This is a genomic window from Kitasatospora purpeofusca, from assembly GCF_034043715.1.
GTDB classification, from domain to species: domain Bacteria; phylum Actinomycetota; class Actinomycetes; order Streptomycetales; family Streptomycetaceae; genus Kitasatospora; species Kitasatospora purpeofusca_A.
Genome location: NZ_JAXCLC010000030.1, coordinates 19,231 through 45,491 on the forward strand (window position 1 = coordinate 19,231; position 26,261 = coordinate 45,491).

The following is a 26,261-nucleotide window of genomic DNA, read 5'->3' on the forward strand; positions in this document are numbered from 1 at the left end:
CGCGGGGCGGGTACCGACCGGGTACCCGGCACCGCATGGCACGGCCCGGCACCGGGTACGGCCAGACACGGCACAGAGACCGGCGGGCGAACCCGCCGGTCCGGAACCAGAACGCGATCGAGCATGCTCGCGGCCCATCGGCCTGACCGGCCACCGGACCGCCGAGGGGAGGAGAGTCCGGTGACCGCGATGAGGCCGCCACAGGCCGCACCGGCCGAGAGTGTGGTCGGCGCGCCGAGACCGGCGGGCCGGCCGGACCAGGCCCACCCGGCCGGCGCCGGTGGTCCGGCCAGGTCCGCGCCGCCGCGCCCGCAGCCGGCCGCGGTGCACCAGGCGGTGCTGTGCGTGAAGGCGCCGGCGATGGCCGCCTCGGACCCCGACGGCCAGTTGCGCGGGCACGGCCTGCACGGGTTCTACCGATCCGGCGTCCGGGTGGTGGCCCGGATGGAGCTGCGGCTCGGCGGGATCGAACCACTCCCGCTCCAGGGCACCCTGACCACGGCGGCCCAGGCCCGGTTCCTGGGGGCCGTCCGCCTCCCCGGCGACCTCGACCCGGACCCGGCGCTCACCGTGGAGCGGCTGCGGCACGCCGACGGCGTGGAGACCGTCACGGTGCGCAACGCCGGCGGCCGCCCGGCCCGGCTGCCGCTGGAGATCGCGCTCTCCACCGACCTCGGCCCGGTCGCCGAGATCGCCGCCGGCCACCGTTCCCCGGACCTGCCCGGCCAGGTCCAGTCCGCGGGGCTGCGCTGGGCCGGGCCCACGCACAGTGCCACGGTCAGCGCCCAGCCCTCGCCGCACGCCGTGCTGGCCGGTGCCGGTGTGCTGCGCTGGGACCTCGACGTCCAGCCGGGCGCGCGCTGGTCGGTGGAGCTCCGGGTCGAGCTGGAGAGCACGGTGCCCGCCCCGCGCCCGCCCGGCGGCCGCGGCCCCGGTGTCCCGCTGCCCTGGGCCGAGCCCGAGGTGCGCTGCGACGACCCGCGGGTGGCCCTGGTGGTGTCGCGCTCGCTGGACTCCCTCGGGGGTCTGCTCTTCGCCGACCCGGACCGGCCGACCGACCTGTACCTGGCGTCCGGCGCGCCTTGGCGGTTCGGCCTCGCCCCGGCCGACGCGCTCTGGGCGGCCCGGCTGACCCTGCCGCTCGGCACCCGGCTCGCCGCCGGCACCCTGCGCGCTCTGGCCCGGCGTCAGCAGCAGGCCGCCGCCGGGGCGGGCGGGCCCGGTCAGGGCGGCCGCCGCCAGGAGGGGCTGCTGCCGGGCGCGCTGCGGCACGGCGGCCCCGAGCTGCCGCCGACCTGCACCGCCACCGAGGCCACCCTGCTGTTCGTCACCGTGCTGGCCGAGGCCTGGCGGTGGGGCCTGCCCCGGGCGGAGGTCGCCGAACTCCTCCCGGCCGCCGAGCGGGCGCTCGGCGCGCTGCGCGAGGGCCTGGTGGAGGGGTTCGTCACGGACCTGAGCCGCCCGATCGAGGAGCGCGCCGCCCACCCGGTGCCGGCCAGGGCCGAGGTCCAGGCCCAGGCGCACCGGGCCGCCCTGCACGGAGCCGACCTGCTGGCGGCCTTCGGCCGGCCCGGCGCCGAGGAGTGGCGGGGCTGGGCGGCCGCCCTGCGCGGCCGGTTCCGCGAGCGGTTCTGGGTGGACGACCTCTCCGGCGGGCGCCCGGCCGCCGCGCTCGCCCCGGGCGGGCAGCCGCTGCCCGCCGTGGCAGCCGCCCTGGTCCACCTGCTCGACCCCGGCCTCGCCGCCGACGGCGGCCGCCACGAGACCCTGCTGGACCGGGAGCAGACCAGGCTGCTCGCCCAACGGCTGGCGGCGCCCGAGCTGGACAGCGGCTGGGGGCTGCGCACGCTCAGCGCCAAGTCCCCCCGGTTCAACCCGCTCGGCCACCGCAGCGGGGCGGTGCGGGTCCACGAGACCGCGCTCGCCATCGCCGGGCTCGCCGAGGCCGGCCACGAGAACGAGGCGGGGGCCCTGCTGGAGGGGCTGCTCGCGGCGGCGGCCCACTTCGAGGGCCGGCTGCCCGAGATGTACGCGGGGGAGCAGTGGACGCCCGGTTCCCCGCCGGTCCCGCACCCGGGTGCCTGCCGGCCGGCCGCGGTCTCGTCCGCCGGGGCCGCGCACGCGGTGTTCGCGCTCGCCGGGGTCCGACCGGACGTCCCCGGTGGTCGGGTGCTGGTCCGCCCGGCCAGCACCGCGCCGCTCGGGGAGCTGGAGCTGACCGGGCTGCGGGTCGCCGGCGAGCCCTTCTCGGTGCGGGTCAGCCGGATCGGCGTGGCGATGGTCGAGGAGGCGTCCGCGGAACTCCAGCTGGTGGCCCGCTGACACGGCCGTCCACCGCCGCCCGCGCCCGGCCCGGGCGCGGCGGACCGTCGGCACGGCCGGGAGGGCCAGTACGCCCGGGAGGGCCGTCCCAGCACGGTCCGTACGCGGGCCTGTGCTTATCGTCAGAGAGACGACTATGATCGTCGCCATGTCGCGTTATGACCCGTCGGCCTTCCCCCCGTTCGCAGTCACGGTCGACCTGGTCGTGCTGACGGTGCGCGAGCACGCGCTCTGTGCCCTGCTGGTCCGCCGGGGCGAGCCGCCCTACCAGGGCTACTGGGCACTTCCCGGCGGCTTCGTCCGCCCCGACGAGGGCCTCGCCGAGGCGGCCTCGCGGGAGCTGGCCGAGGAGACCGGCCTGCGGGCCCCCTCCGCCCCCGGGCACGACGCGGCCGGGCCCGGCGCCGCCGGCGCCCACCTGGAACAGCTCGCCACCTACGGCCACCCCCAGCGCGACCCGCGGATGCGGGTGGTCAGCGTCGCCCATCTGGTGCTCGCACCCGACCTGCCGACCCCCCGCGCGGGCGGCGACGCGAGCGGCGCCCGGTGGGCCCCGGTCACCGAGCTCCTCGGCCCGGAGCGGGCCGACGGTGTCCCGCTCGCCTTCGACCACGGGCTGATCCTGGCGGACGGTGTGGAGCGCGCCCGTTCCAAGATCGAGTACTCCTCGCTGGCGACGGCGTTCTGCGCCACCGAGTTCACCGTCGGCGAGCTGCGCCGCGTCTACGAGGCGGTGTGGGGCGTGGTCCTCGACCCGCGGAACTTCCACCGCAAAGTCACCGGCACCCCGGGCTTCCTGCTGCCCTCGGGCGGTACGACGACCCGTCAGGGCGGGCGTCCCGCGCAGCTGTTCACCTCGGGCGGGGCCAACGTGCTCAACCCGCCGATGCTGCGTCCGGAGTCCTGAGCCGTCCGTTCTCACGGGTCCGGCCTGGGCCCCCGGCGGGCCGGTACCCCGACCCGTCGCGGTCCACACGCCCCGGCCCACGCGTCTCGGTCGCAGGATCGGATTTTCCCCTGATCGGGTGAGGTGTGCGGGCGGTCGGCCCGTGGCGTTCCCGTAATGCCCGGAATCTCCGCCGCGGGCCCCTAATGTGCTGGCGCGGAACCGTGCGGGTGCGACCCGGCGCGCCGCGGACCAGGTCGGCCGAGGGCATGGGAGCAGCCAGCGATGATCCAGATCACCGGACTGACCAAGGTGCACCGTGGGGGAGGCCCCCCGGTGCTGTCGGACCTGACCTTCGAGGCCCGACCGGGCGCGGTGACGGCCCTGCTCGGTCCCGAGGGGGCGGGCAAGTCGACCGCGCTGCGGCTGATGCTGGAACTCGAACGGGGCCGGGGCGTCACCCTCTTCGCCGGCCGCACCTACCGCCGGCTGCGCCGGCCGGAGCGCGAGGTCGGCGTGGTCCTGTCCGGATCCGGCGACATCCCCGGGGCGGCCGACCTCGCCGGACACCCCGGCCGGAAGGCCCGGGGGCACCTCAGGATGCTGGCGGCCGCGGTCGGCGTGCCCGCCCGGCGGGCGGACGAACTCCTGGAGCGGACCAGGCTCGCGGCCGTCGCCGAGCAGCGTCTGCGCACCTACTCGCCGGGCATGCACCGGCGGCTGGCCCTCGCGGCCGCCCTGCTCGGCGAGCCCGGCACGCTGCTCCTGGACACGCCCACCGAAGGCCTCTCGCCGCGCAACGTGGAGTGGTTCCACGCCTTCCTGCGGTCCTTCGCCGCGGACGGGGGGACGGTCCTGGTCACCACCCGCACCCCGCAGGAGGCCTCTCAGCTCGCCGACCGGGTGGTGACCCTGGACCGGGGGCGGATGGCGGCGGACCAGTCGGTGACGGAGTTCCGGCGGACCCGGCTCAGCCCGGAGGTCGCGGTGCGGGGCCCCCAGATGGCCCGGCTCGCCGATCTGCTGGCCGGTCAGGGCGCGCAGGTCCGGCGGGACGGCGGGACCGAACTCGCGGTGTCCGGGGTCGGTCGGACCGAGATCGGCGAGCTCGCCTACCGCCACGGCATCCTGCTGCACGAACTCGCCGACCGGGTCGTCGAGCGGCCGGCGCCCAGGGCGGACCTGCGGGTGGTCGCGAGCGGCCCGGGGCGCCCCCGGACGCCCGAAGCCGCAGCTGCGCCGGTGGCTCCGACGGCGACGGCCGCGGCGCTGCCGGAGGACGCGGTGGCGGTGACGGCCGGGCCGACAGAAAGGGCCGGTCAGGCTCACCGGACAGAACAGCCCGGACAGCCCGGACAGCCCGGACAGCCCGGACAGGCCGACCGGACGATGGCGATGCCGGTGGCGCGGCCCCGGGTGATGGCCGCCGCCGCCCGGGATCCGGAGCCCGCCCCCACCCTTGCCCTGCCGGTCGCGCCGTCCCCGGCCGGTGGCTCGTCGGCCGTGGCCGCTCCGGCCGCTCCGGCCGCTCCGGGGCCCCGCCGCGGCGCCCGGACCGCGTGGACCGGGCGCCGCAGCGGCGGGCGGCGGGAGGACGAGACTTCTCCGGTCGTCGCGGTGGACCGGCTCTTCCGGGACGGACTGACCGGCCTGGCGCCCTCGGCGCAGGCCCCCGCGGCCCCGCCGAAGGCCGGCGCCGACGAGCGCCCGGGGGAGGCGGCCGACGGACTGCTGGGCGACGACACCGTCCGCCTGGGCCGCGTCACCCGCCCGCAGCCCGAGCGGCCCCACCGGCCCGCGCCGGACCGGTCGGCCTCACCGGGAGCGCTTCCGGCCGGGGCGCATCCGGCCGGGGCGCTTCCGGCCGGGCCCGTTGTTCCCGTCACCTCTGACCTTCGGAGCGAGTGAACCGTGCGTGTTCTGGCTTATGAGCTGCGCCGGGTGCGCGGCCTGCGTTCGACCTGGCTGCTGCTCGGGCTCGTGGTGGTCTGCGACGCGGTGGTCGCCGGCATGCTGGCGGACCAGGTGACGGACCGGACCCTCGGAGGCGCGGCCGCGGTGCGGCTGCTGACGGCGGCGGTGCCGCTGGTGCCGCTGCCGTTCGCGGCACTGGGCGCCGGCGTGCTGGGCGCGCTGGCGTACGGCCACGAGGTGCGCCACCGGGGCCTGGTCGCCTCCCAGGTGTCCTACCCGCGCCGGGTCCGGCTGTTGACGGCGAAGCTGGCGGTGACCGGTGCCCTGGCGGCGCTGCTCGCCCTGGTCACGGTGCTGGTCGACGCGGTGACCGTGCACTTCGCCCTGCCCGCCGGGGTGGCGGTGGCGGCCTGGTCGGACCCGGCCGCGCTGTCCGCCCGGGTCGCGGGGGCGCTGGCCCCGTCCGGTCCTGGCGGACTCGACGTGCTGCCGCCGGTGGCGGCGCCGCTGGCCCTGGTGGCCGGCCAGGGGGCGCCGGCCGCGCTGCTGGCCTTCGTGCTGCTGGTGGTTCTGGCGGGCTGGACCGGGGTGCTGACCGCCGCCCTGACCCGGAGCGCCACCGCCGGGGTCCTGCTGCTCTGCGCGCTGCCGCCGCTGCTGGAGTCCGTGGTGGCGCTGGTGCTGCGGCAGAGCGGGACGCCGTGGCCGGCCCGGGCGGCGGAACTGCTGCCGTTCCCGTCGGGGATCGAGTGGGCGTACGGATGGGTGTACGGCGGGGACGGCCGGGTTGCGGGAGGCGGCGTGGTGTCGGCGGCTCCGGCCCTGACCGATCCGGCGCTGCTGGTCGCCGTGGTGACGCCGGTGCTGGTGTTGCTGCTGGTCACCCTGGTGGTGCAGGCCCGGCGCCGGGCGCTCTGAGTCCGCGGCGGGCCGGGGCGGTTCGCCAAGATCGACCAAGGGTGACCGTAATGAGCTGTTCACCCTGATAAGAAGTCAATTATCCAGTCACGGGCGATCACCCTTTCGTGTGCTTTTCACGAGAATTCTCAAGCTGTGCCCGCCGATCGCCGACAAAGGAGCTGTGAGTACCCTTGCGCACCCCACCATGACCCCCGCCCGTTCCGCCGATGGGGCCGTCTCCGGCTCCGCCGACCTGGACCGCTACTCCTACGCCGACCGGCCCGTCCCGCCGGCGCCCCGCTGGGAGGGCGCCGAGTCGGACCTCGGCCGGGTCGGCCGCAAGACCACCAGCAGCCGGGGCCGAGGCCTGCACGGCCAGCTCGTCCAGCAGTTGGGCCAGATGATCGTCTCCGGCGACCTCGGCGCCGACCGGCCGCTCGTCCCGGAGGAGATCGGCCAGCGGTTCGAGGTCTCCCGCACCGTCGTCCGCGAGTCGCTGCGCGTGCTGGAGGCCAAGGGCCTGGTCAGCGCCCGCCCCAACGTCGGCACCCGGGTCCGCCCGGTCAGCGACTGGAACCTCCTGGACCCGGACATCATCGAGTGGCGCGCCTTCGGCCCGCAGCGCGACGAGCAGCGCCGGGAGCTGTTCGAGCTGCGCTGGACGATCGAGCCGATGGCCTCCCGGCTGGCCTCCGGCCACGGCCGGGAGGACATCCAGCAGCGGCTGGCCGAGCTGATCGAGATCATGGGCCACGCCTGCGCCCAGGCGGACCTCGCCACCTACTCCCGGGCCGACGCCGAGCTGCACGTGCTCATCCTGCAGCTGGCCGGGAACCGGATGCTGGAGCACCTCTCCGGGATCGTCGCCTGCGCGCTCCAGGTGTCCGGCGGGCCGGCCACCGTCTGCGAGCGGCCCTCGGAGTCCTCGGTCGGGCTGCATGCCCGACTGGTGGAGGCGCTCGGCTCCGGCGACGGCAGTGCCGCCGAGAACACCATGCGGGCGCTGCTCACCGTCCACGCCGAGATCGAGCCGTCCGTCCCGGCGCCCCGGGAGCACTGAGCGGACGTTCGGCGACCGGACACCGCCGTCCCGCCCCGCGACCTGCTACCCGACCCGCCCCGTCGTGATCCGACGTCCGCGATTCTTCCGCGGCCCTCCCGCAGTCCCCCTCGCGACCCCGGCCCCCCGGCTGCCGCCACGGTGCGGCCCGGGGGGTCTTCGTATGTCCGGGGCCGTGCGAAACAGAAACCGAAACCGGAAACAGAGGGGCGGAGGGGGCGGAAGGGGTGTCCCGGTAGCGGTTCGACGGCCGTTCGGAACCGCCCGTACCCGCCGGACAGTGGAATGGCGTGTCCATGGTGAATGGTTCGCTCGCGGGTGGGGGATGATGGAGGTCGGCCCCGGGCCGCGGCCGCCGACCGGTGTGACCCGCGACACGAAGGCCATGCGTAACACTTGACGAGCAGCAGCGATGTCTCCTGAGCGGGAGCGGCTCCGGAATAACCCAACGTGTCAGAATGCTGTGTTGGTCCGCGGCGCTGCTGCCGTCCTGCAAACCCAGACCTCAAACCCGAGTCGGTCGGAATCGACACCGCGTGCCCGATGCGCGATCTCCTTCCCCGCCCGCTCGGGCGGCCGGTACGGGTTCGAGTCCACTCATCGTCCGAGAGGTTGTTCGTGTCGGCCAGCACATCCCGTTCACTTCCCCCCGAGATCGCCGAGTCCGCGGCTCTGCTGGCGCTCATCGAGCGGGGCAAGGCCCAGGGGCAGATCGCCGGTGACGACGTACGCCAGGCGTTCGAGGCGGACCAGATCCCGGTCACCAAGTGGAAGAACGTCATGCGCAGCCTCAACCAGGTTCTGATTGAGGAGGGGGTGGACCTCATGGTCAGCGCGGCCGAACCGGCCGGCGCCAAGCGCAAGAGCGTTGCTGCCAAGAGCCCCGCCAAGCGCACCGCGACCAAGGCGGTCACCACTCGGAACCCGGCCGCTCCGTCGGCCCCGACCAAGCCGCCCGTGCGCATCGCGCCCGGTGCGCCCGTCTCCACTCCGACGGTCGCGGCCGCCGCCGCGCCGGTCAGCACCGTGTCCGCCGAGATCACCGCCGAGGGGGCGACCGTCGGCACCGAGGCGAAGGCGGGCGTCGCCAAGAAGGCCGTGGCCAAGAAGGCCGTCGCCAAGAAGGCCGCCGCGCCGGCCAAGAAGGCCGCCGCCAAGAAGACCACCGCCAAGACCGCGGGCAAGGGCGGCGAGGAGGAGGCCCACGGCGAGGAGGAGACCCTCGAGGACGTGGCCCTGCCCGGCGACAAGCCCGCCGCCGAGGGCGACGCCCCGGAGGAGGAGTCGGAGGGCTTCGTCCTCTCCGACGACGACGAGGACGACGCCCCGGCCCAGCAGGTGGCCGTCGCCGGTGCCACCGCCGACCCGGTCAAGGACTACCTGAAGCAGATCGGCAAGGTCCCGCTGCTCAACGCCGAGCAGGAGGTCGAGCTCGCCAAGCGGATCGAGGCCGGCCTGTTCGCCGAGGACAAGCTCTCGGCCGCCGACAAGCTCGCCCCCAAGCTCAAGCGCGAGCTGGAGATCATCGCCGAGGACGGCCGTCGGGCCAAGAACCACCTGCTGGAGGCCAACCTCCGCCTGGTGGTCTCGCTGGCCAAGCGCTACACCGGTCGCGGCATGCTCTTCCTGGACCTCATCCAGGAGGGCAACCTCGGTCTGATCCGTGCGGTCGAGAAGTTCGACTACACCAAGGGCTACAAGTTCTCCACCTACGCGACCTGGTGGATCCGCCAGGCGATCACCCGCGCGATGGCCGACCAGGCCCGCACCATCCGTATCCCGGTGCACATGGTCGAGGTCATCAACAAGCTGGCCCGCGTCCAGCGCCAGATGCTCCAGGACCTGGGCCGCGAGCCCACCCCGGAGGAGCTGGCCAAGGAACTCGACATGACCCCCGAGAAGGTCATCGAGGTCCAGAAGTACGGTCGCGAGCCCATCTCGCTGCACACCCCGCTCGGCGAGGACGGCGACAGCGAGTTCGGTGACCTCATCGAGGACTCCGAGGCCGTCGTCCCGGCCGACGCGGTCTCCTTCACCCTGCTCCAGGAGCAGCTGCACTCGGTCCTGGACACCCTGTCCGAGCGCGAGGCGGGCGTGGTCTCGATGCGCTTCGGCCTGACGGACGGTCAGCCGAAGACGCTCGACGAGATCGGCAAGGTGTACGGGGTCACCCGTGAGCGCATCCGCCAGATCGAGTCGAAGACCATGTCCAAGCTGCGTCACCCGTCGCGTTCCCAGGTGCTGCGCGACTACCTGGACTGATCGACGGTTCGGCACGAACGGTCCGACCGGAAGGCCCGGAGCTCCGCGCTCCGGGCCTTCCGGCTGTTCCGGAGGGGTGGGCGTCACCGTCCGGGTGGCCGTTGTCGCTCGTCCGGGTGGCGGTGCGGCGCCGAGCGGTCGCGGACCGTGTCCGGTCACCTACGCTGTGGCGGTTGCCTGCCCGTTGCCGAGCCACCTGGAGACACGGTGCCGCCCACCCCGGACCGTCCGGACCGCGCCGACCCCCCGACCGAAGCGCCCCGCGCCGCACGCCCCGCCGCGCGCGCGGCCCGGCCCGTTCCCGCCCGGGCGCCCCGGTACCGCCGGGCCGCCGTGCTGACGCTGCTGGCCGCGCTGCCCGCGCCGCTGCTGGTCCTCGGTCCGGCCACCGCCGCCGCGCAGGCCCGGCCCCAGGGGCGGATCGTCGGCGGAACGACCGAGACCACGGGTGACCATCCGTGGGTGGTGGCCCTGGCCAGCCGGCAGCAGTTCGGCTCCGGCCGCTCGGGCCAGTTCTGCGGGGGAGCGCTGGTCACCCCGACCAAGGTGGTGACGGCGGCGCACTGCTTCTACAACGAGTCCGGCGGGCACCAGGTGGACCGGCCCGGGCTGCGGGTCGTGGTCGGCCGGGACGACCTGCGCGGCACGGTCGGCCGGGAGGTGGAGGTGCGGGAGGTCCGGATCCACCCCGACTACTCCTTCACCACCAACATGAACGATGTGGCGGTGGTCACCCTCGCCGAGTCCCAGGGGAGCAGGCCGGTGATCGGCCTGGTCGGCCAGGGCGAGACCGAGCCGTACCGCGCGGGGACCCCGGCCCGGGTCTACGGCTGGGGGGACACCACCGGCCACGGCGACTACTCGCCCCAGCTGCGGGGCGTGGATGTGCCGATCATCGCGGACCAGACCTGCGCACAGGCCTACCCCGGCGGCCAGGACGGGCGTTTCGACGCCCGGGGCATGGTGTGCGCGGGCGAGGAGCGGGGCGGGAAGGACGCCTGCCAGGGCGACAGCGGCGGGCCGCTGGTGGTCGCGGGCCGGCTCGCGGGGCTGGTGTCCTGGGGGACGGGCTGCGCCGAGGCCGCCCACCCGGGTGTCTACACCAGGATCGCCTCGGTCTCCGACGTGGTCCGCTCCCTTCTGTAACCGAACGGGCACGGGCCGCCGCCCGATCGGGCCGCTTCCGGCGCCAGGGCTCCTGGAACGAGGGCTCCTGGAACAAGGGCTCCGGCAATGAGCGGTCCGGGACCGAGAGGTCCGGGAACGAGAGGGTCCGGGAACGACGAAGCCGGGCGGCCGGCCCTCGGAAGGGGCGGTCGCCCGGCTCAACCGGTCACGCGCGGTGTGTGACCGGACACAGCTCGACGTGGGTCTGCTGCTGTCGACGCCCGGGATCAGCGTTCGTCGTTGTCAGCCGTGGCGGCAGGGGTGCCGAGGCGGTTGCTCTCGTCCTGTATCTCCACGGCGATCTTCTTGAGCTCCGGCTCGAACTTCCGGCCGTGGTGGGCACAGAAGAGCAGCTCTCCACCGCTGGCGAGTACGACGCGCAGATAAGCCTGGGCGCCGCAGCGGTCGCAGCGGTCAGCCGCGGTCAGCGGGCTCGCAGGGGTCAGAACAGTAGTCACGTCGCCTCTTCTCTAGCTCGACGAGCTGTCGTACCAGGGTCAACATCCAACCAGGCCGAAAACGTTCCCGCTCGTGGCTTTTCTTCTCTGAGGATTCTGCTGTGTTGATGAGGACGTGCCCCGGGGGCCGGTGGTTCATGCGTACCGGATCCCAGGATCCGCCCGCGGCTCGAACGCCCGATCGGAACCGGGTGCGGGAGTCCGCGTAGCATAATCCTCTGCTGGGTTGGAGCATAAGCCCCGTCCCAGGCCCCGGTAGCCTGCATAACGGCAGTTCCGGAGCCTGTGCCCGGTCCCACGGTCCGCCAGGAGCAGTGGTACCGGGAGGAGATGGCGCCCCGGCGTCCCGAATCCGGCACGGCTCTTGTTCGCGGAGCGCGTACAAGCTGCGCGGGACCGGCCTGCCGTGCTGCGCACCCAGCGGAGAGGGGTGCACACGGAGGGGAACGGCTGTCGGTGTGGTGTGCTGCACTGGCGGACGCTCCGGACCTGTCCGGATGCGCCCGAATGTGACCGATGAGACAGAACTTCACCGAGGAGAGTGCCGCGTGAGTGCCGAAACGACCGTGCCGTCCGCTCTGCTGGCCGGCGACGACGGTTCCAACTACACCGCTCGGCACCTGCTCGTCCTGGAGGGCCTGGAGGCGGTCCGCAAGCGTCCCGGCATGTACATCGGCTCGACCGACAGCCGCGGTCTGATGCACTGCCTCTGGGAGATCATCGACAACTCGGTGGACGAGGCGCTGGGCGGCCACTGCGACCGGATCGAGGTCGTCCTGCACGAGGACTCCTCGGTCGAGGTCCGCGACAACGGGCGCGGCATCCCGGTGGACATCGAGCCCAAGACCGGGCTGTCCGGCGTCGAGGTCGTGATGACCAAGCTGCACGCCGGCGGCAAGTTCGGCGGCGGCTCCTACGCGGCCTCCGGCGGTCTGCACGGCGTCGGCGCCTCCGTGGTCAACGCGCTCTCGGCCCGGCTGGACGTCGAGGTCGACCGCAGCGGCCACACCCACGCGATCAGCTTCCGGCGCGGCACCCCCGGCATCTTCACCGAGGCCGGCCCGGACGCCCCGTTCGAGGCGGCCAACGGCCTCAGCCGGGCCCGCAAGGTGCCCAAGGCCCGCACCGGCACCCGCATCCGCTACTGGGCGGACCGGCAGATCTTCCTCAAGGACGCCAAGCTCTCGCTGGAGCACCTGCACAACCGGGCCCGCCAGACCGCCTTCCTGGTCCCCGGCCTGACCATCCTCGTGCGTGACGAGCGGCTCACCGAGAGCGACAGCGTCGACGAGAGCACCTTCCACTTCGACGGCGGCATCGCCGAGTTCTGCGAGTTCCTGGCGCCGGACAAGCCGATCAGCGACGTGCTGCGGCTGCACGGCGAGGGCACGTTCAAGGAGACCGTGCCCGTCCTGGACGAGCTCGGGCACATGACGCCGACCGAGGTCACCCGGCAGCTCGGGGTGGACATCGCGCTCCGCTGGGGCACCGGCTACGACACCACGCTGCGCTCCTTCGTCAACATCATCGCCACTCCCAAGGGCGGTACCCACGTCACGGGCTTCGAACGCTCGCTGGCGAAGACCGTCAACGAGGTACTGCGGGCCACCAAGCTGCTGCGGGTCGCCGAGGACGACGTCACCAAGGACGACACCACCGAGGGACTCACCGCCGTGGTCACCGTCCGGCTGGCCGAGCCGCAGTTCGAGGGCCAGACCAAGGAGGTGCTCGGCACCTCGGCGGCCAACCGGATCGTCGCGGCCGTCGTCGCCAAGGAGCTCAAGACCTTCCTCACCTCCGGCAAGCGGGACGAGAAGGTCCAGGCCCGGGCGGTGCTGGAGAAGGTCGTGGCCGCCGCCCGCACCCGGGTCGCCGCCCGCCAGCACAAGGAGGCCCAGCGCCGGAAGACCGCGCTGGAGACCAGCTCGCTGCCGGCGAAGCTGGCCGACTGCCGCAGCGACGACGTCGAGCGCAGCGAACTCTTCATCGTCGAGGGCGACTCCGCGCTCGGCACCGCCAAGCTGGCCCGCAACTCCGAGTTCCAGGCCCTGCTGCCGATCCGCGGCAAGATCCTCAACGTGCAGAAGGCGTCCGTGAGCGACATGCTCAAGAACACCGAGTGCGCGGCGATCATCCAGGTGATAGGGGCCGGTTCGGGCCGTACCTTCGACATCGACCAGGCCCGCTACGGCCGGGTCATCTTCATGGCCGACGCCGATGTCGACGGCTCGCACATCCGCTGCCTGCTGCTGACCCTGTTCCAGCGGTACATGCGGCCCATGGTCGAGCAGGGCCGGGTCTTCGCGGCCGTGCCGCCGCTGCACCGGATCGAGCTCACCAACCCCAAGCGCGGCCAGGAGAAGTACCACTACACCTACTCGGACTCCGAGCTGCGCTCCACCCTGCTGGAGTTCCAGCGCAAGAACCTGCGCTGGAAGGACCCGGTCCAGCGGTACAAGGGCCTCGGCGAGATGGACGCCGACCAGCTGGCCGAGACCACCATGGACCCGCGCCACCGCACGCTGCGCCGGATCAACCTGGGCGACCTGGACCAGGCGGAGAAGGTCTTCGACCTGCTGATGGGCAACGACGTGGCGCCGCGCAAGGAGTTCATCGTGGACTCGGCGGCCACCCTGGACCGTTCGCGCATCGACGCCTGAGCGACCCCGTCGACCGGGGCCCTCCACCCGTGGGTGGAGGGCCCCTTCGCGTCGGTTCCACCCGCCGTCGGCTGCTGCTCGGCCACCTGCTGCGGCTGGACGTCGAGGCGCGCGGGACGGTGCGGCGGCTGCTCGTCCAGGAGCGGGCCGCGCGGGCCGCCGGGGCGGGGCTCGCACTCCGGCGCACGGCACAGGAGGCACCGACCGATGTGCGCGAACACGCCCCCGGCGCGCGCTGCACGGTCGAACTGCGCCACCTGCCCGAGGAGGTGGCGCCGTAGGTGAGGGACGAAGCCGCGGCGCCGGCCGCGGCGCCGCGGCCGGGCTGACCGCGCGGGAGGCGGAGGTGCTGGGGCTGATCGCGGAGGGCCTCTCCGACACCGAGATCGCCCGTCGGCCGTACGTCGGTCCGGCGACCGTGAAGACCCACGTCGACAACCTGTCCGCCAAGACCGGCGTGCGGGACCGGGCGCAAGCGGTCGCGTACGCCTTCCGACACGGAATCACCGGGTCGCCGCAGTAGTCGGATGAGCGTCTGTCGGATCATCGATCACCTCATCGAGTGAACGTATCTGCGTTGGGAGTTTGGGGAGTTGGGGCGACGCCATGATGGTTCGGGTCACAACCCCCCCGGTCCAGGAGCAGCCGTGCCACAACCGCAGACGAGAAGTCCAGAGCCGGGCGGACAACTGGACTGGTGGGCCTCGGCACCGGCATCACCACCGGTAGCGGTGCCGGTTTCGGTGCCGGCCCCGACGCCCCCGGTACCGCCCGCGCCGCCGGCCGGGGCCGAGCCCGGGGCCGGCCCCTCGGACGAGGCCAGCACCGAGGTCTACCGCTCCGTCCAGAACAGCCTGGCCTTCCAGCGGATCCGCCACAGCTACCGGTCCTTCGTCTTCCCGGTCAGCGGTGTGTTCCTCGCCTGGTACCTGCTGTACGTGGCGGCCCAGGCCGCCGCCCCCGGGCTGATGCGCACCCCGGTGGCCGGCCCGGTCAACGTGGCCTGGCTGCTCGGCCTGCTGCAGTTCGCCACGACCTTCCTGCTGACCTGGCTCTACGCCCGCAACGCCCGCACCCAGCGCGACCGGGCCGCCCTGTCGCTGCGCTGGGACACCCAGGACCAGTTGCGATGAGGACCGCCACCCCGCCCCCCGTCGCCCCCGCCGGCGACCACCACGACCTGGCCGTGGTGCTGTTCGCCGTCATCGTCCTGGTCACCCTCGGGATCACCTTCTGGGTGGGCCGCCGCCGAGGCGGAGGCGCCGACGACTTCTACGCCGGCGGCCGCGACTTCACGCCGCTGCAGAACGGCTTCGCGCTCTCCGGCGACTACCTCTCCGCCGCCTCCTTCCTCGGTGTCGCCGGGCTGATCGCGCTGTTCGGGTACGACGGCGTGCTCTACAGCATCGGCTTCCTGGTGGCCTGGCTGGTGGTCCTGATGCTGGTCGCGGAGCTGGTCAGGAACGCCGGCCGGTACACCCTGGCCGATGTGCTGGCCCTACGGCTGCGCCGGCGCAAGGTCCGGGCCGCGGCCGGCGGCGCCAGCGTCGTGGTCACGCTGTTCTACCTGGTCGCCCAGATGGTCGGCGCGGGCAGCCTGGTCGCCCTGCTGCTGGGCACCAACAGCGCCGAGGCCAGGACCTGGACCATCGTGGCGGTGGGCGGTCTGATGGTCGTCTACGTCACGGTCGGCGGGATGCGGGCCACCACCTGGATCCAGATCGTCAAGGCGTTCCTGCTGGTCGCCGGCTCGGTGCTGCTGACCGTGCTGCTGATGGTGCGCTTCCACGGCGACGTCGCCGAGCTGATGCGGCAGGCGGCCCAGCACAGCGGCGCCGGCCAGCGGTACCTGGAGCCCGGGCTGAAGTACGGCAAGAGCTTCACCAGCCGGCTGGACTTCTTCAGCCTCGGCCTCGCGCTGGTGCTCGGCACCGCGGGCCTGCCGCACATCCTGTCCCGCTTCTACACCGTGCCCACCGCCCGGGCCGCCCGGCGCTCGACGATGTGGGCGATCGGGCTGGTCGGCGGCTTCTACCTGATGGCCATCGCGCTGGGCCTCGGCGCCACCGCGCTGGTCGGCTCGGCGGAGGTCCGGCACGCCAACGCGGCGGGCAACACCGCCGTCCCGCTGCTCGCCCTGGTGCTCGGCGGCGGCAACGGCTCCACCGGCGGGGTGGTGCTGTTCGCGGCGATCTCGGCGATCGCCTTCGCCACCATCCTCGCCGTGGTCGCCGGGCTCACCCTGGCCTCCTCGGCGGCCTTCGCCCACGACATCTGGGCGGGCGCCTGGCGGGGGCGCCCCCGCCGGTCGCGGGGCGGCCGCGGGGTGCGGGGGGCGCGCGGACGACGGGCGCTCGTCCCGGCCTCCCGGCGGGCGCGCGGCGGCGCGGACGCCGCGACCGGAGCGGCGGCGGAGGTGACGGCGGAGGGCGCGCCGGCGACCACGGAGCGCCAGGAGGTGCTGGTCGCCCGGATCGCGGCGGTCGGGATCGGCGCGGTGGCCATCGTGCTGAGCCTCTTCGCGCAGCAGCTGAACGTCGCCTTCCTGGTCGGCCTGGCCTTCGCCGTGGCCGCCTCCGCGAACCTTCCGGTGCTGCTCTACAGCCTGTTCTGGCGGCGGTTCACCCCGCGCGGCGCGGTCTGCTCGGTGTACGGCGGGCTGATTCCGGCGGTGGTGCTGGTGGCCTTCTCGCCGGTGGTGTCCGGTACCAAGGTGGCGCTCTTCCCCGGCGTGGACTTCCACTGGTTCCCGCTGGAGAACCCGGGCATCGTCTCCATCCCGCTCGGCTTCCTGGCCGGGTGGATCGGCACCCTCACCTCGCCCGAGCCGGCCGATCCGGACCGGTACGCCGAGCTGGAGGTCCGGTCCCTGACCGGGGCCGGGGCCGCCTGACGGTGGGGCGGCCGACTTCCACGACCCCCGGCGGACTTCCGCCGGGGGTCGTGCCGTTCCTCCGCCCCGGGGCGCTCAGAGCTCGCGCAGGGAGGTGACCTCCATCCGGGACGGCGTGCCCGCCGCCTTGCCGCAGCTCTCGGGCCGGGCGGGCTCGCTGACGCCCTCGGCCACCTCGACCTCCCAGGACCGGCCGTCCTCGTGCCGGACGCCGACCCGCCAGCGGCCCGCGCCGTCCGCCCGCTGGGCCACGGTCAGCGCCTCCGCCCGGGTCTCGCCGGTGACCAGCCGTACGGCCTGGTCGGCGGCCTGGCCCGGCCGGTCCCAGCCGGAACAGCCGCGCGACCACTCGGGCGCCATGTGGCCGGCCGCCGTCGCCGCCAGTACCTCCTTGGCCGATTCGGCGGTCAGCCGTCCGTAGGTGTAGCCGTACGGCAGGACCAGCATCGTGGGGGAGAAGCGGTGTCCGCCCAGATGCGTCACCTCCCACACCTCGCTGTGCCCGGCGGCGGCCAGATCGGCCGCGAGGGGGCGGCCCAGCAGGGCGCAGCAGCGGTCGCGGCGGCCGTTGGTGCACACCAGGGCGATCGGGCCGCCGATGTGGGGAGTCCCGAAGCCGCCGTGGTCGCCGGCGCCCAGCGCGGCGAAGTCCAGGGCGAGCAGCTCCGCCGGGTCCGCGACCTCGCTCCGGCGCACCCAGCTCCGGCCGGGGGTCGGCACGGTGTGTGCCACGACCACTTCGTGCTTGGGGGTCGGCAGGCAGTCCGCGTGCCGGCCGGGGCGGCGGATCAGCGCGACCCGGACGCCGGTGCCCGCGGTCGCGGCGTCCAGCGCGCGGCCGACCTCCGGGTCCAGGTGGCTTTGGCCGAGCGCCTTCGCGCCCCACGGGCCGGGCTGTTCGACCAGCAGCCAGGTGGTGGCGGTCGCGGCGGTGGCAGCCAGCGGCTCCGACAGTTCACGCGACAACGTCGCACAGGTGCTCACGTCGGTAAGGCTACCCTTGCCGTCCGCCGGTGGCCCGGCCGCCGGGGCGTGGGCGACCGCGGCCCGGCCGGCCGCCTGGGTGTGCGCCGGTCCGGGTCGGGCCGGGGCGGTCGGGGGACGGCCGGCTGCGTCGGTGCGTGGCGGTCCGGTCCGGGCCGGTGGCCGGGTGGATCGGGTGCCCAGGACGGACGGAAGACCTGTGCAGGGAACGCCGGAGGGGCGCCGACCGCTGGAAACCGCCGGCCGGTCGGCGCCCCTCCGGGGGTGGCGGGCCCGGTCTAGACGGGGCCGGCCACGGTGCTGATCGGGCTGGTCACCGGGGTGCCGGAGCCGTCCCGGCGCGGGTCGCGCTCCGGCAGGTCGACCGGCGCGCCCTTGGGCCCGGCGGCGCGGGCGGGAGCCGGTCCGGCCCAGGCGAAGGCGAGCGCGTCCTCGCCGCGCAGGAAGCGCTGGCAGCGCACCCCGCCGGTGGCCCGGCCCTTGCGCGGGTACTGCTCGAAGGGGGTGACCTTCCAACTGGACTGGGCCTCGCCGGTGAGGGTGCCGGCGGTGCCGGCCACCGAGACGACCACCGCGTCGACGGCCGGGTCGACGGCGTTGAAGGAGAGCACCCGGGCGCCGTCGGACAGCTTGACGCCGGCCATGCCGCCGGCCGGCCGGCCCTGCGGGCGGACCTGCCCGGCGGGGTAGCGCAGCAACTGGGCGTCGGAGGTGATGAAGACGAGGTCCTCCTCGCCGGTGCGGAGTTCGACGGCGCCGACCACCTCGTCGCCCTCCTTGAGCCCGATCACCTCGAACTCGTCCTTGTTGGCGGGCCATTCGGGGACCACCCGCTTGACGACGCCCTGGACGGTGCCCAGCGCCAGGCCGGGGGAGGACTCGTCCAGCGTGGTCAGCGCGAGTACCCGTTCGCCGTCCTCCAGTCGGAGGAACTCGGTGACGAGCGCGCCGCCGGCCAGTGTCGGCGACGGGGTGGGCGGCAGTGCCGGCAGGTCGATGACCGGCAGCCGCAGGACCCGGCCGGCCGAGGTGACCACACCGATGTCGGCGCGGGCGGTGGTCGGCACCGCCGAGACGATCACATCGTTCTTGGCGCGCTTCTCCGACACCTCGAACGGCTCGCCGTCGCCGGTGCGGGCGAGCAGGCCGGTGGAGGAGAGCAGCACCCGGCACGGATCGTCCGCGACCTCCAGCGGAACGGTCAGCGAGGTGGCCGGAGCGGCGCCGGCCTCCAGCAGGACGGTCCGCCGCTCGGTGCCGAACTGCTTGGCGACGGCGCCGAGTTCGGTGGAGACCACGCTGCGCAGCCTGGTGTCGGACTCCAGGATCTCGGTCAGCTCGGCGATCTCCGAGTTGAGCTTGGCCTGCTCCTGCTCCAGCTCGACCCGGTCGAAGCGGGTGAGCCGGCGCAGCGGGGTGTCGAGGATGTACGCGGTCTGCGTCTCGCTCAGCGAGAAGCGCTCGATCAGGCGCTCCTTGGCCTGGGCCGCGTTGTCGCTCGACCGGATGAGGGCGATGACCTCGTCGATGTCGATCAGGGCGATCAGCAGGCCCTCGACCAGGTGCAGCCGCTCCTGCCGCTTGCGGCGGCGGAAGTCGCTGCGCCGGCGGACCACCTCGAAGCGGTGGTCGACGTAGACCTCCAGCAGCTCCTTGAGGCCGAGGGTGAGCGGCTGGCCGTCGACCAGTGCCACGTTGTTGATGCCGAAGGTCTCCTCCATCGGCGTCAGCTTGTAGAGCTGCTCCAGCAGGGCCTCGGGCACGAAGCCGTTCTTGACCTCGATGACGAGGCGCAGCCCGTGTGCGCGGTCGGTGAGGTCCTTGACGTCCGCGATGCCCTGGAGCTTCTTCGCGTTGACGAGGTCCTTGATCTTGGAGATGACCTTCTCCGGGCCGACGTTGTACGGCAGCTCGGTGACCACGATGCCCTTGCGGCGGGCGCTGACGGCCTCGACGGTCGTGGTGGCGCGGATCTTGAAGGTGCCTCGGCCGGACTCGTAGGCGTCCCTGATGCCGGAGAGGCCGACGATCCGTCCGCCGGTGGGCAGGTCGGGGCCGGGGACGAACCGCATCAGGGTGTCGAGGTCGGCGGTCGGATGCTTGATCAGGTGCCGGGCGGCGGCGACGACCTCGGAGAGGTTGTGCGGCGGCATGTTGGTGGCCATGCCGACGGCGATGCCGGTGGCGCCGTTGACCAGCAGGTTGGGGAAGGCCGCGGGGAGGGCCAGCGGTTCCTGCTCGCTGCCGTCGTAGTTGGGGCCGAAGTCGACGGTCTCCTCGTGGATCGACTCGACCAGGGCCATCGAGGCGGCGGTGAGCCGCGACTCGGTGTAGCGCATCGCGGCCGGCGGGTCGTCGTTGCCGAGCGAGCCGAAGTTGCCGTGGCCGTCGATCAGCGGCAGCCGCATCGAGAACGGCTGGGCCATGCGGACGACCGAGTCGTAGATGGAGGCGTCGCCGTGCGGGTGCAGCCGGCCCATCACCTCGCCGACCAGGCGGGCGCACTTGACGTGCCCGCGCTCCGGGCGCAGGCCCATCTCGTTGGCCTGGTACAGGATGCGGCGGTGCACCGGCTTGAGGCCGTCCCGCGCGTCCGGAAGGGCCCGGGAGTAGATGACGGAGTAGGCGTACTCGAGGAACGAGCCCTGCATCTCGTCCACGACGTCGACGTCGAGGATGCGCTCCTCGAAGTCTCCGGGGGGCGGGGTCTGCGAACTGCGGCGGGCCATCGCGGCGGGGCTCCCTTACGTCTCGCTTGCTTCTCGTCCACGTCTCGTCGGCGCGGTCTCGCCGGGCTGTCGGCGGTGTTGTCAACAGGGCTCGGCGCCCCCATTGTGGACCCTCCCGCCGACAGTCCCGGCCAGCGCCCCTCTTCCGCCCCTGGCGAACGCCCTGCCCGCGCGGACACATCCACAGCGCTCGCGCGTTGCACCACAATGGGGGACGCCACACGAAAACCCCCCGACGTCGACGACGGGAAGGACCCGAGCGCATGGCCAACCCGGCCCCCGCCTCCCAGCAGCGAGGCATCGCCATCACCGAGCACCGCCTGGCCAATGGCCTGCGCGTCGTCCTCTCCGAGGACCACCTGACCCCGGTGGCCGCGGTCTGCCTCTGGTACGACGTGGGCTCCCGGCACGAGGTGAAGGGCCGCACCGGGCTGGCCCACCTGTTCGAGCACCTCATGTTCCAGGGGTCCGCCAACGTGTCCAACAACGGGCACTTCGAGCTCGTCCAGGGCGCCGGCGGCTCGCTCAACGGCACCACGAGCTTCGAGCGCACCAACTACTTCGAGACCATGCCGGCCCACCAGTTGGAGCTCGCGCTCTGGCTGGAGGCGGACCGGATGGGCTCGCTGCTGGCCGCCCTCGACGACGCGTCGATGGAGAACCAGCGCGACGTGGTGAAGAACGAGCGCCGCCAGCGGTACGACAACGTGCCCTACGGCACCGCGTTCGAGCGGCTCACCGCGCTGTCGTTCCCGGACGGCCACCCCTACCACCACACCCCGATCGGCTCGATGGCCGACCTGGACGCGGCCACCCTGGAGGACGCCCGGGCGTTCTTCCGCACGTACTACGCGCCCAACAACGCGGTGCTCTCGGTGGTCGGCGACATCGACCCCGAGCAGGCGATCGCCTGGGTGGAGAAGTACTTCGGCAGCATCCCCGCGCACGACGGCAAGCAGCCGCCGCGCGACGGCGCCCTGCCGGAGAGCATCGGCCGGGAGATCCGCGAGCTGATCCGCGAGGACGTGCCCTCCCGCGCGCTGATGGCCGCCTACCGGCTGCCGCACGACGGCACCCGCGAGGCGGACGCCGCCGACCTGGCGCTGACCGTCCTCGGCAGCGGCGAGTCGAGCCGGCTGTACAACCGGCTGGTCCGCCGGGACCGCACCGCCGTCGCCGCGGGCTTCGGCCTGCTGCGGCTGTCCGGCGCGCCGAGCCTGGGCTGGCTGGACGTCAAGACCTCCGGCGACGCCACCGTCGAGCAGATCGAGACGGCCGTCGACGAGGAGCTGGCCCGGTTCGCGGCCGAGGGCCCGACCCCGGCCGAACTGGAGCGCGCCCAGGCGCAGATCGAGCGCGAGTGGCTGGACCGGCTCACCACGGTGGCCGGCCGCGCCGACGAACTCTGCCGCTACGCGGTGCTGTTCGGCGACCCGAAGCTGCTGAACGACGCCCTGCCGAAGGTCCTCGACGTCACCGCCGAGGAGGTGCGGGCCGTCGCCGCGGCCCGGCTGCACCCGCAGAACCGGGCGGTCCTGGTGTACGAGCCGACCACGGCCGAGGACACCGCCGCCGAGACCGCTGCCACCGCCGAGACCGACGAGGAGGGCGCCGCCGTATGAGCACCGAGTACGTCCCCGCCATGACTTTCCACGAGCAGCCCCAGCCCGGCACCCCCACTCCGTGGGCGTTCCCGGCGCCGGAGCGCGCCGCCCTCGGCAACGGCATCACGGTGCTGCACTGCCACCGCCCCGGCCAGCAGCTGGTGGCCGTCGACGTGCTGCTCGACGCCCCGCTCGCCGCCGAGCCGGAGGGCCTGGACGGCGTCGCCTCGATCCTGGCCCGGGCGCTCAGCGAGGGCACCGACACGCTGACCGCCGAGGAGTTCGCGGCCGAGCTGGAGCGGGCCGGCGCCACCCTGGACGCGCACGCCGACCACCCGTGCATCCGGGTCTCGCTGGAGGTCCCGGCCTCCCGGCTGGCCCGCGGCCTGGACCTGCTGGCCGCCGCGCTGGGCAGCCCGGCGCTGCCGCAGGACGAGATCGAGCGGCTGGTCGCCAACCGGCTGGACGAGATCGTGCACGAGCAGGCCAACCCGGCCCGGCGGGCCGCCAAGGCGCTGTACGCCTCGCTGTTCGACGCCGCCGACCGGCTCTCCCGCCCGCGCGGCGGCACCGCCGAGACGGTCAAGACCATCGACCGGGCCGCCGTCCGGGCCTTCTACGAGGGGCATGTGCGGCCCGCCACCACCACCGTGGTGGTGGTCGGCGACCTCACCGGCACCGATCTGCCGGCCCTGCTGGAGTCCACCCTCGGCGGCTGGAAGGGCACTCCGGCCGCGGCGGCCGCGCACGCCCCGGTCACCGCTGACGACACCGGCCGGGTGATCATCGTGGACCGGCCCGGTTCGGTGCAGACCCAGCTGCTGATCGGGCGGATCGGCCCGGACCGGCACGACCCGGCCTGGGCCGCGCAGATCCTCGGCACCTACTGCCTGGGCGGCACCCTCACCTCCCGGCTGGACCGGGTGCTGCGGGAGGAGAAGGGCTACACCTACGGCGTGCGGGCGTTCGCGCAGCCGCTGCGCTCGGGCCCCGACGGCAGCGGGCGCGCCATGCTGGCGATCAGCGGCTCGGTGGACACCGCTTCCACCGCCCCGGCGCTGGCCGACACCTGGACCATCCTGCGCACGCTGGCCGCGGAGGGGCTCACCGACGCGGAGCGCGACGAGGCGGTGCAGTTCCTGGTCGGGGTGGCGCCGCTGAAGTACGAGACGGCGGGCTCGGTCGCCGGCACCCTGGCCGACCAGGTCGAGCAGCACCTGGCGGACGACTTCCAGGCCGAGGTCTACCGGCAGCTGGCCGAGCTGTCGACCGCCGCCGCCACCGAGGCCGTGGTGAGCGCCTTCCCGCCGGACCGGCTGGTGACGGTCCTGGTCGGTGACGCCTCGGCGTTCGCGGACCAGGTGCGTGAGCTGGGCATCGGCGAGGTGACCGTGATCGGGGCCTGATCCGGCACCCGGTCCGGCAGCGGACCCGAGGGCCCGGCGGAGCGTCACGACGCTCCGCCGGGCCCTTTCGCGTACCGGCGCCGGTTCCAGCGCCCGGCGTCCGGTTCCGGTGCCGGCGTTAATTCCCTTGCCGCGGTGGCGCGGTGCGTGGCTAGATATCCCCGGCAACCGGTGCACACACGGAGAGGAGGCGGTCACGATGCGGGTCGAGCAACCCCGGCGGCGCTCCCCGAGACTGTCCTCCCGATGCCCCCTGGCGGTCTGAGCACCGCTCCCGCGTCGGCCGAGCGCCGCCGCACCACTGACGTTCCCGGGCCGCGCCGGGTCTTTCGCGCGGCACCCGCCTACGCTTGAACCGTCCGACCCCAGGAGGTCGTTGAACCATGTCGTACACCGAGGTACCCGGCGTCCGGACTCCGATCCGGATGTGGACCGACCCGGCCACCGTCGAGGGCCAGGCCATGCAGCAGCTGCGCAACATCAGCTCGCTGCCCTGGCTGCACGGGCTCGCCGTGATGCCCGACGTCCACCTGGGCAAGGGGGCGACCGTGGGTTCGGTGATCGCCATGCGCGGCGCCGTCTGCCCGGCCGCGGTCGGCGTGGACATCGGCTGCGGGATGAGCGCGGTGAAGACCTCGCTCACCGCGAAGGACCTGCCGGACGACCTGTCGCGGCTGCGCTCGCAGATCGAGCGGACCATCCCGGTCGGGCGGGGTCTGCACACCGACCCGGTCGACCCGGGCAAGCTGCGCGGCGCCCCGACCGGGGGCTGGGACGACTTCTGGCAGCGGTTCGACGGGGTCGCGTCCGAGGTGAAGTGGCGCCGGGACCGGGCCGCCCAGCAGATGGCGACGCTCGGCGGCGGCAACCACTTCATCGAGGTGTGCGTCGACGACACCGGCGCGGTCTGGCTGATGCTGCACTCGGGCTCGCGCAACATCGGCAAGGAGCTGGCGGAGCACCACATGGGCGTGGCCCGGTCGCTGCCGCACAACCAGGGCCTGATCGACCGCGACCTCGCGGTGTTCATCGCGGACACCCCGCAGATGGCCGCGTACCGGCAGGACCTCTTCTGGGCGCAGGAGTACGCCAAGCGCAACCGGGCGCTGATGATGGCGCTGTTCCAGGACGTGGTCCGGCGCGAGTTCCCGCGGGCGAAGGTCGCCTTCGACGAGGTGATCAGCTGCCACCACAACTACGTCGCGGAGGAGCGCTACGACGGCGTCGACCTGCTGGTCACCCGCAAGGGCGCGATCCGGGCCGGGGCCGGTGACTACGGGATCATCCCGGGCTCGATGGGCACCGGGTCGTACATCGTGCGCGGGCTGGGCAACGAGGCGTCGTTCAACTCGGCCTCGCACGGCGCCGGCCGGAAGATGAGCCGCTCCGCCGCGAAGAAGCGGTTCACCACGAGCGACCTGGCCGAGCAGACCGCGGGCGTGGAGTGCCGCAAGGACGCCGGGGTGGTGGACGAGATCCCGGGCGCCTACAAGCCGATCGAGAAGGTGATCGAGCAGCAGCGGGACCTCGTCGAGATCGTGGCGCACCTCAAGCAGGTGGTCTGCGTCAAGGGCTGAGAGCGCTCCGGTACCCGTCGTACGAAGCCCCCGGTCGTCGGCCGGGGGCTTGCGCGTGCCCGGACCGGCTCGTTCAGACGCCGTCGCGCCGGGGGTTCAGCCGCCGGTAGCCGGGGTGCACCCCGGCGGTGAGCTGCTGCGCCTCGGCGATCCGGCGCAGCAGTCCGGCCAGGGCGATACGTTCCTGCGGGTCGAGGCCGGTGCAGAGGGTCTCCTCGTGGGCGAGCGCCGCCTCGGCGAGCCCGCGCATCACCTCCTCGCCCTTGGGCGCGAGGTAGAGGTCCTGGAACCGGCGGTCCTTGGGGTTGCGGCGGCGCTCGACGAGTCCGCGTTCCTCGATGGCGTCGATGAAGGCCACGAACCGGCTCGGCGACATGCCGAGCCGCCGGGCGAGTTCCTGCTGGTGCTGGCCGGGGGCCAGGCTGACCGCCCGGAGCAGACCCGCCTGGGCCGGGGTGAGATCGAGCTCGGCGACCCGCCGGGCGAAGGCCTGCGACGCGTGCTCACCCAACTGGGACAGCAGAAATGCGACTTGGGCTCCCTGCGGTCCCGGATGGGGCGACGGGGCGCGGTCGGGAGGTTCGGTCATGGAAACACGATACCAGTGGACAATGATGTCCCCGGGTGAACTATTCTGGACAAGGAACTACTGGCGTCGGTGCCGATCCGTCCGACGTCGGCCTCCGGACCACCCATCGACCCGTTCTCGACTGGAGTGCCCCTCATGACCACGACATCCGCGGTGCCGGCCGCTTCCGCCCGGCGACAGCAGTCGGGCCCCCCTTTGCTGCTGCCCGCCGTGGCGTTCGCGGCGCTGATGGTGGTGTCCGTCGTGCTCGCCCGGCAGACCCCGCTGCCCACCGATTCGGCGGCCGACACCCTCGCCTACTACAAGGACCACGCGACCGCCGCCAAGGTGTCCGGGACGCTGCAGTTCGGCGCCTCGCTGCCGCTCGCGGTCTGGGCTGCGATCGTCTACCAGCGGCTGCGCCGCCTGGGCGTCACCGCCCCCGGCCCCGGCATCGCGCTGGTGTCCGGAGTGCTCGCCTCCGCCGCGATGGCGATGTGCGGCCTCACCGTCTGGGCCGCCTCCCGGTCCGGGGACCTCGGCGACGCCTCGCTGGCCCGCTCGCTGGCCGACCTCACCTTCGCCACCGGCGGCCCCGGGCACGTGGTGCCGTTCGCCGTGATGCTGGCCGGGGTGGCCGTGCCGATGCTGCTGCTCGGCTTCGGGCCGAAGGGCTTCGCCTGGGCCGGCCTGGTGCTCGCCGGGATCGGGGTGCTGGGCACCCTGGCCCTGCTCTCCACCAGCCTCGGCTTCTTCCTGCCGATCGCCCGCTTCGGCGGCCTGATCTGGCTCATCGCGGCCAGCGTGATCCTGCCCAAGCAGCGTCCGCGCCGCACGCCGGGTGCCGAGGCCGACCCGGCCTAGGGTCGCC

Annotated in this window: 20 protein-coding genes; 16 read left to right on the forward strand and 4 right to left on the reverse strand. The window is 73.8% G+C overall.

All coding sequences use genetic code 11. The features are described from left to right. Positions 1-189: 189 nt before the first annotated feature. The 7 genes from SM793_RS17325 (at position 190) to SM793_RS17355 (ending at position 10,490) form a co-directional block, all read left to right on the forward strand. Complete coding sequence (locus tag SM793_RS17325; protein WP_320439147.1) at positions 190-2,322, forward strand: glycogen debranching N-terminal domain-containing protein; 2,133 nt, start codon at positions 190-192, stop codon at positions 2,320-2,322. A 148-nt stretch (positions 2,323-2,470) separates the two neighbouring features. Further along, positions 2,471-3,229 (forward strand): NUDIX hydrolase, encoded by a 759-nt coding sequence (locus tag SM793_RS17330; protein WP_320439092.1) that lies wholly within the window; start codon positions 2,471-2,473, stop codon positions 3,227-3,229. 264 nt (positions 3,230-3,493) lie between these two features. After that, on the forward strand, positions 3,494-5,116 hold the full coding sequence (locus tag SM793_RS17335; RefSeq protein WP_320439093.1) for an ATP-binding cassette domain-containing protein: 1,623 nt from the start codon (positions 3,494-3,496) through the stop codon (positions 5,114-5,116). A 3-nt stretch (positions 5,117-5,119) separates the two neighbouring features. Then, the gene (locus SM793_RS17340) at positions 5,120-6,040 is read left to right on the forward strand and encodes a hypothetical protein (RefSeq protein WP_320439094.1); all 921 of its coding nucleotides are present in this window, start codon (positions 5,120-5,122) and stop codon (positions 6,038-6,040) included. Between the two features lie 109 nt (positions 6,041-6,149). Next, complete coding sequence (locus tag SM793_RS17345) at positions 6,150-7,082, forward strand: FadR/GntR family transcriptional regulator (RefSeq protein WP_320439095.1); 933 nt, start codon at positions 6,150-6,152, stop codon at positions 7,080-7,082. A gap of 612 nt (positions 7,083-7,694) precedes the next feature. Then, on the forward strand, positions 7,695-9,344 hold the full coding sequence (locus SM793_RS17350) for an RNA polymerase sigma factor (protein ID WP_320439096.1): 1,650 nt from the start codon (positions 7,695-7,697) through the stop codon (positions 9,342-9,344). A 207-nt stretch (positions 9,345-9,551) separates the two neighbouring features. Then, positions 9,552-10,490 carry a serine protease gene (locus tag SM793_RS17355; protein WP_320439097.1) on the forward strand — a complete coding sequence of 313 codons (939 nt, stop codon included), beginning with the start codon at positions 9,552-9,554 and terminating at the stop codon, positions 10,488-10,490. Positions 10,491-10,738: 248 nt separating this feature from the next. On the opposite strand, the gene SM793_RS17360 is transcribed toward SM793_RS17355, so the two are convergent. Next, the gene (locus SM793_RS17360; RefSeq protein WP_320439098.1) at positions 10,739-10,969 is read right to left on the reverse strand and encodes a hypothetical protein; all 231 of its coding nucleotides are present in this window, start codon (positions 10,967-10,969) and stop codon (positions 10,739-10,741) included. Between the two features lie 548 nt (positions 10,970-11,517). Between SM793_RS17360 and SM793_RS17365 the strand changes: the two genes are divergently transcribed. The 5 genes from SM793_RS17365 to SM793_RS17385 all read left to right on the forward strand — a co-directional run bounded on the left by SM793_RS17365 (position 11,518) and on the right by SM793_RS17385 (position 16,522). Then, the gene (locus SM793_RS17365) at positions 11,518-13,629 is read left to right on the forward strand and encodes a DNA topoisomerase IV subunit B (RefSeq protein WP_320439099.1); all 2,112 of its coding nucleotides are present in this window, start codon (positions 11,518-11,520) and stop codon (positions 13,627-13,629) included. A 29-nt stretch (positions 13,630-13,658) separates the two neighbouring features. Continuing rightward, positions 13,659-13,910 (forward strand): hypothetical protein, encoded by a 252-nt coding sequence (locus SM793_RS17370; protein ID WP_320439100.1) that lies wholly within the window; start codon positions 13,659-13,661, stop codon positions 13,908-13,910. A gap of 44 nt (positions 13,911-13,954) precedes the next feature. Beyond that, positions 13,955-14,152 carry a response regulator transcription factor gene (locus SM793_RS17375; RefSeq protein ID WP_413815982.1) on the forward strand — a complete coding sequence of 66 codons (198 nt, stop codon included), beginning with the start codon at positions 13,955-13,957 and terminating at the stop codon, positions 14,150-14,152. A gap of 220 nt (positions 14,153-14,372) precedes the next feature. Further along, a complete protein-coding gene (locus tag SM793_RS17380) occupies positions 14,373-14,762 on the forward strand; it encodes a DUF485 domain-containing protein (protein ID WP_320439101.1) in 390 nt (129 codons plus the stop codon). Then, the gene (locus SM793_RS17385; protein ID WP_320439102.1) at positions 14,759-16,522 is read left to right on the forward strand and encodes a cation acetate symporter; all 1,764 of its coding nucleotides are present in this window, start codon (positions 14,759-14,761) and stop codon (positions 16,520-16,522) included. Before SM793_RS17380 ends, SM793_RS17385 begins: the two co-directional genes overlap by 4 nt. A gap of 75 nt (positions 16,523-16,597) precedes the next feature. Here SM793_RS17385 and SM793_RS17390 read toward each other — a convergent pair whose 3' ends face one another. After that, positions 16,598-17,506 carry a sucrase ferredoxin gene (locus SM793_RS17390; protein WP_320439103.1) on the reverse strand — a complete coding sequence of 303 codons (909 nt, stop codon included), beginning with the start codon at positions 17,504-17,506 and terminating at the stop codon, positions 16,598-16,600. Between the two features lie 278 nt (positions 17,507-17,784). Further along, entirely contained in the window at positions 17,785-20,235 is a 2,451-nt protein-coding gene (locus SM793_RS17395) for a DNA topoisomerase IV subunit A (protein WP_320439104.1), read from the reverse strand. Positions 20,236-20,498: 263 nt separating this feature from the next. On the opposite strand from SM793_RS17395, the gene SM793_RS17400 reads away from it, so the two are divergent. The 3 genes from SM793_RS17400 (at position 20,499) to SM793_RS17410 (ending at position 24,822) form a co-directional block, all read left to right on the forward strand. Next, positions 20,499-21,857: a pitrilysin family protein gene (locus SM793_RS17400; protein WP_320439105.1), complete on the forward strand. Its 1,359-nt coding sequence runs from the start codon at positions 20,499-20,501 to the stop codon at positions 21,855-21,857. Between the two features lie 20 nt (positions 21,858-21,877). Continuing rightward, positions 21,878-23,245 (forward strand): pitrilysin family protein, encoded by a 1,368-nt coding sequence (locus SM793_RS17405; protein ID WP_320439148.1) that lies wholly within the window; start codon positions 21,878-21,880, stop codon positions 23,243-23,245. A gap of 383 nt (positions 23,246-23,628) precedes the next feature. Then, positions 23,629-24,822 carry an RtcB family protein gene (locus tag SM793_RS17410; protein WP_320439106.1) on the forward strand — a complete coding sequence of 398 codons (1,194 nt, stop codon included), beginning with the start codon at positions 23,629-23,631 and terminating at the stop codon, positions 24,820-24,822. Between the two features lie 73 nt (positions 24,823-24,895). Here the strand turns inward: SM793_RS17410 and SM793_RS17415 are convergent, their stop codons facing one another. Beyond that, entirely contained in the window at positions 24,896-25,333 is a 438-nt protein-coding gene (locus tag SM793_RS17415) for a MarR family winged helix-turn-helix transcriptional regulator (RefSeq protein ID WP_320439107.1), read from the reverse strand. A 213-nt stretch (positions 25,334-25,546) separates the two neighbouring features. Here SM793_RS17415 and SM793_RS17420 point away from each other — a divergent pair, with 213 nt between their 5' ends. Then, positions 25,547-26,254, forward strand: a complete 708-nt coding sequence (locus SM793_RS17420) for a DUF4386 domain-containing protein (RefSeq protein ID WP_320439108.1) — start codon at positions 25,547-25,549, stop codon at positions 26,252-26,254. The last annotated feature ends 7 nt before the right edge of the window (positions 26,255-26,261 follow it).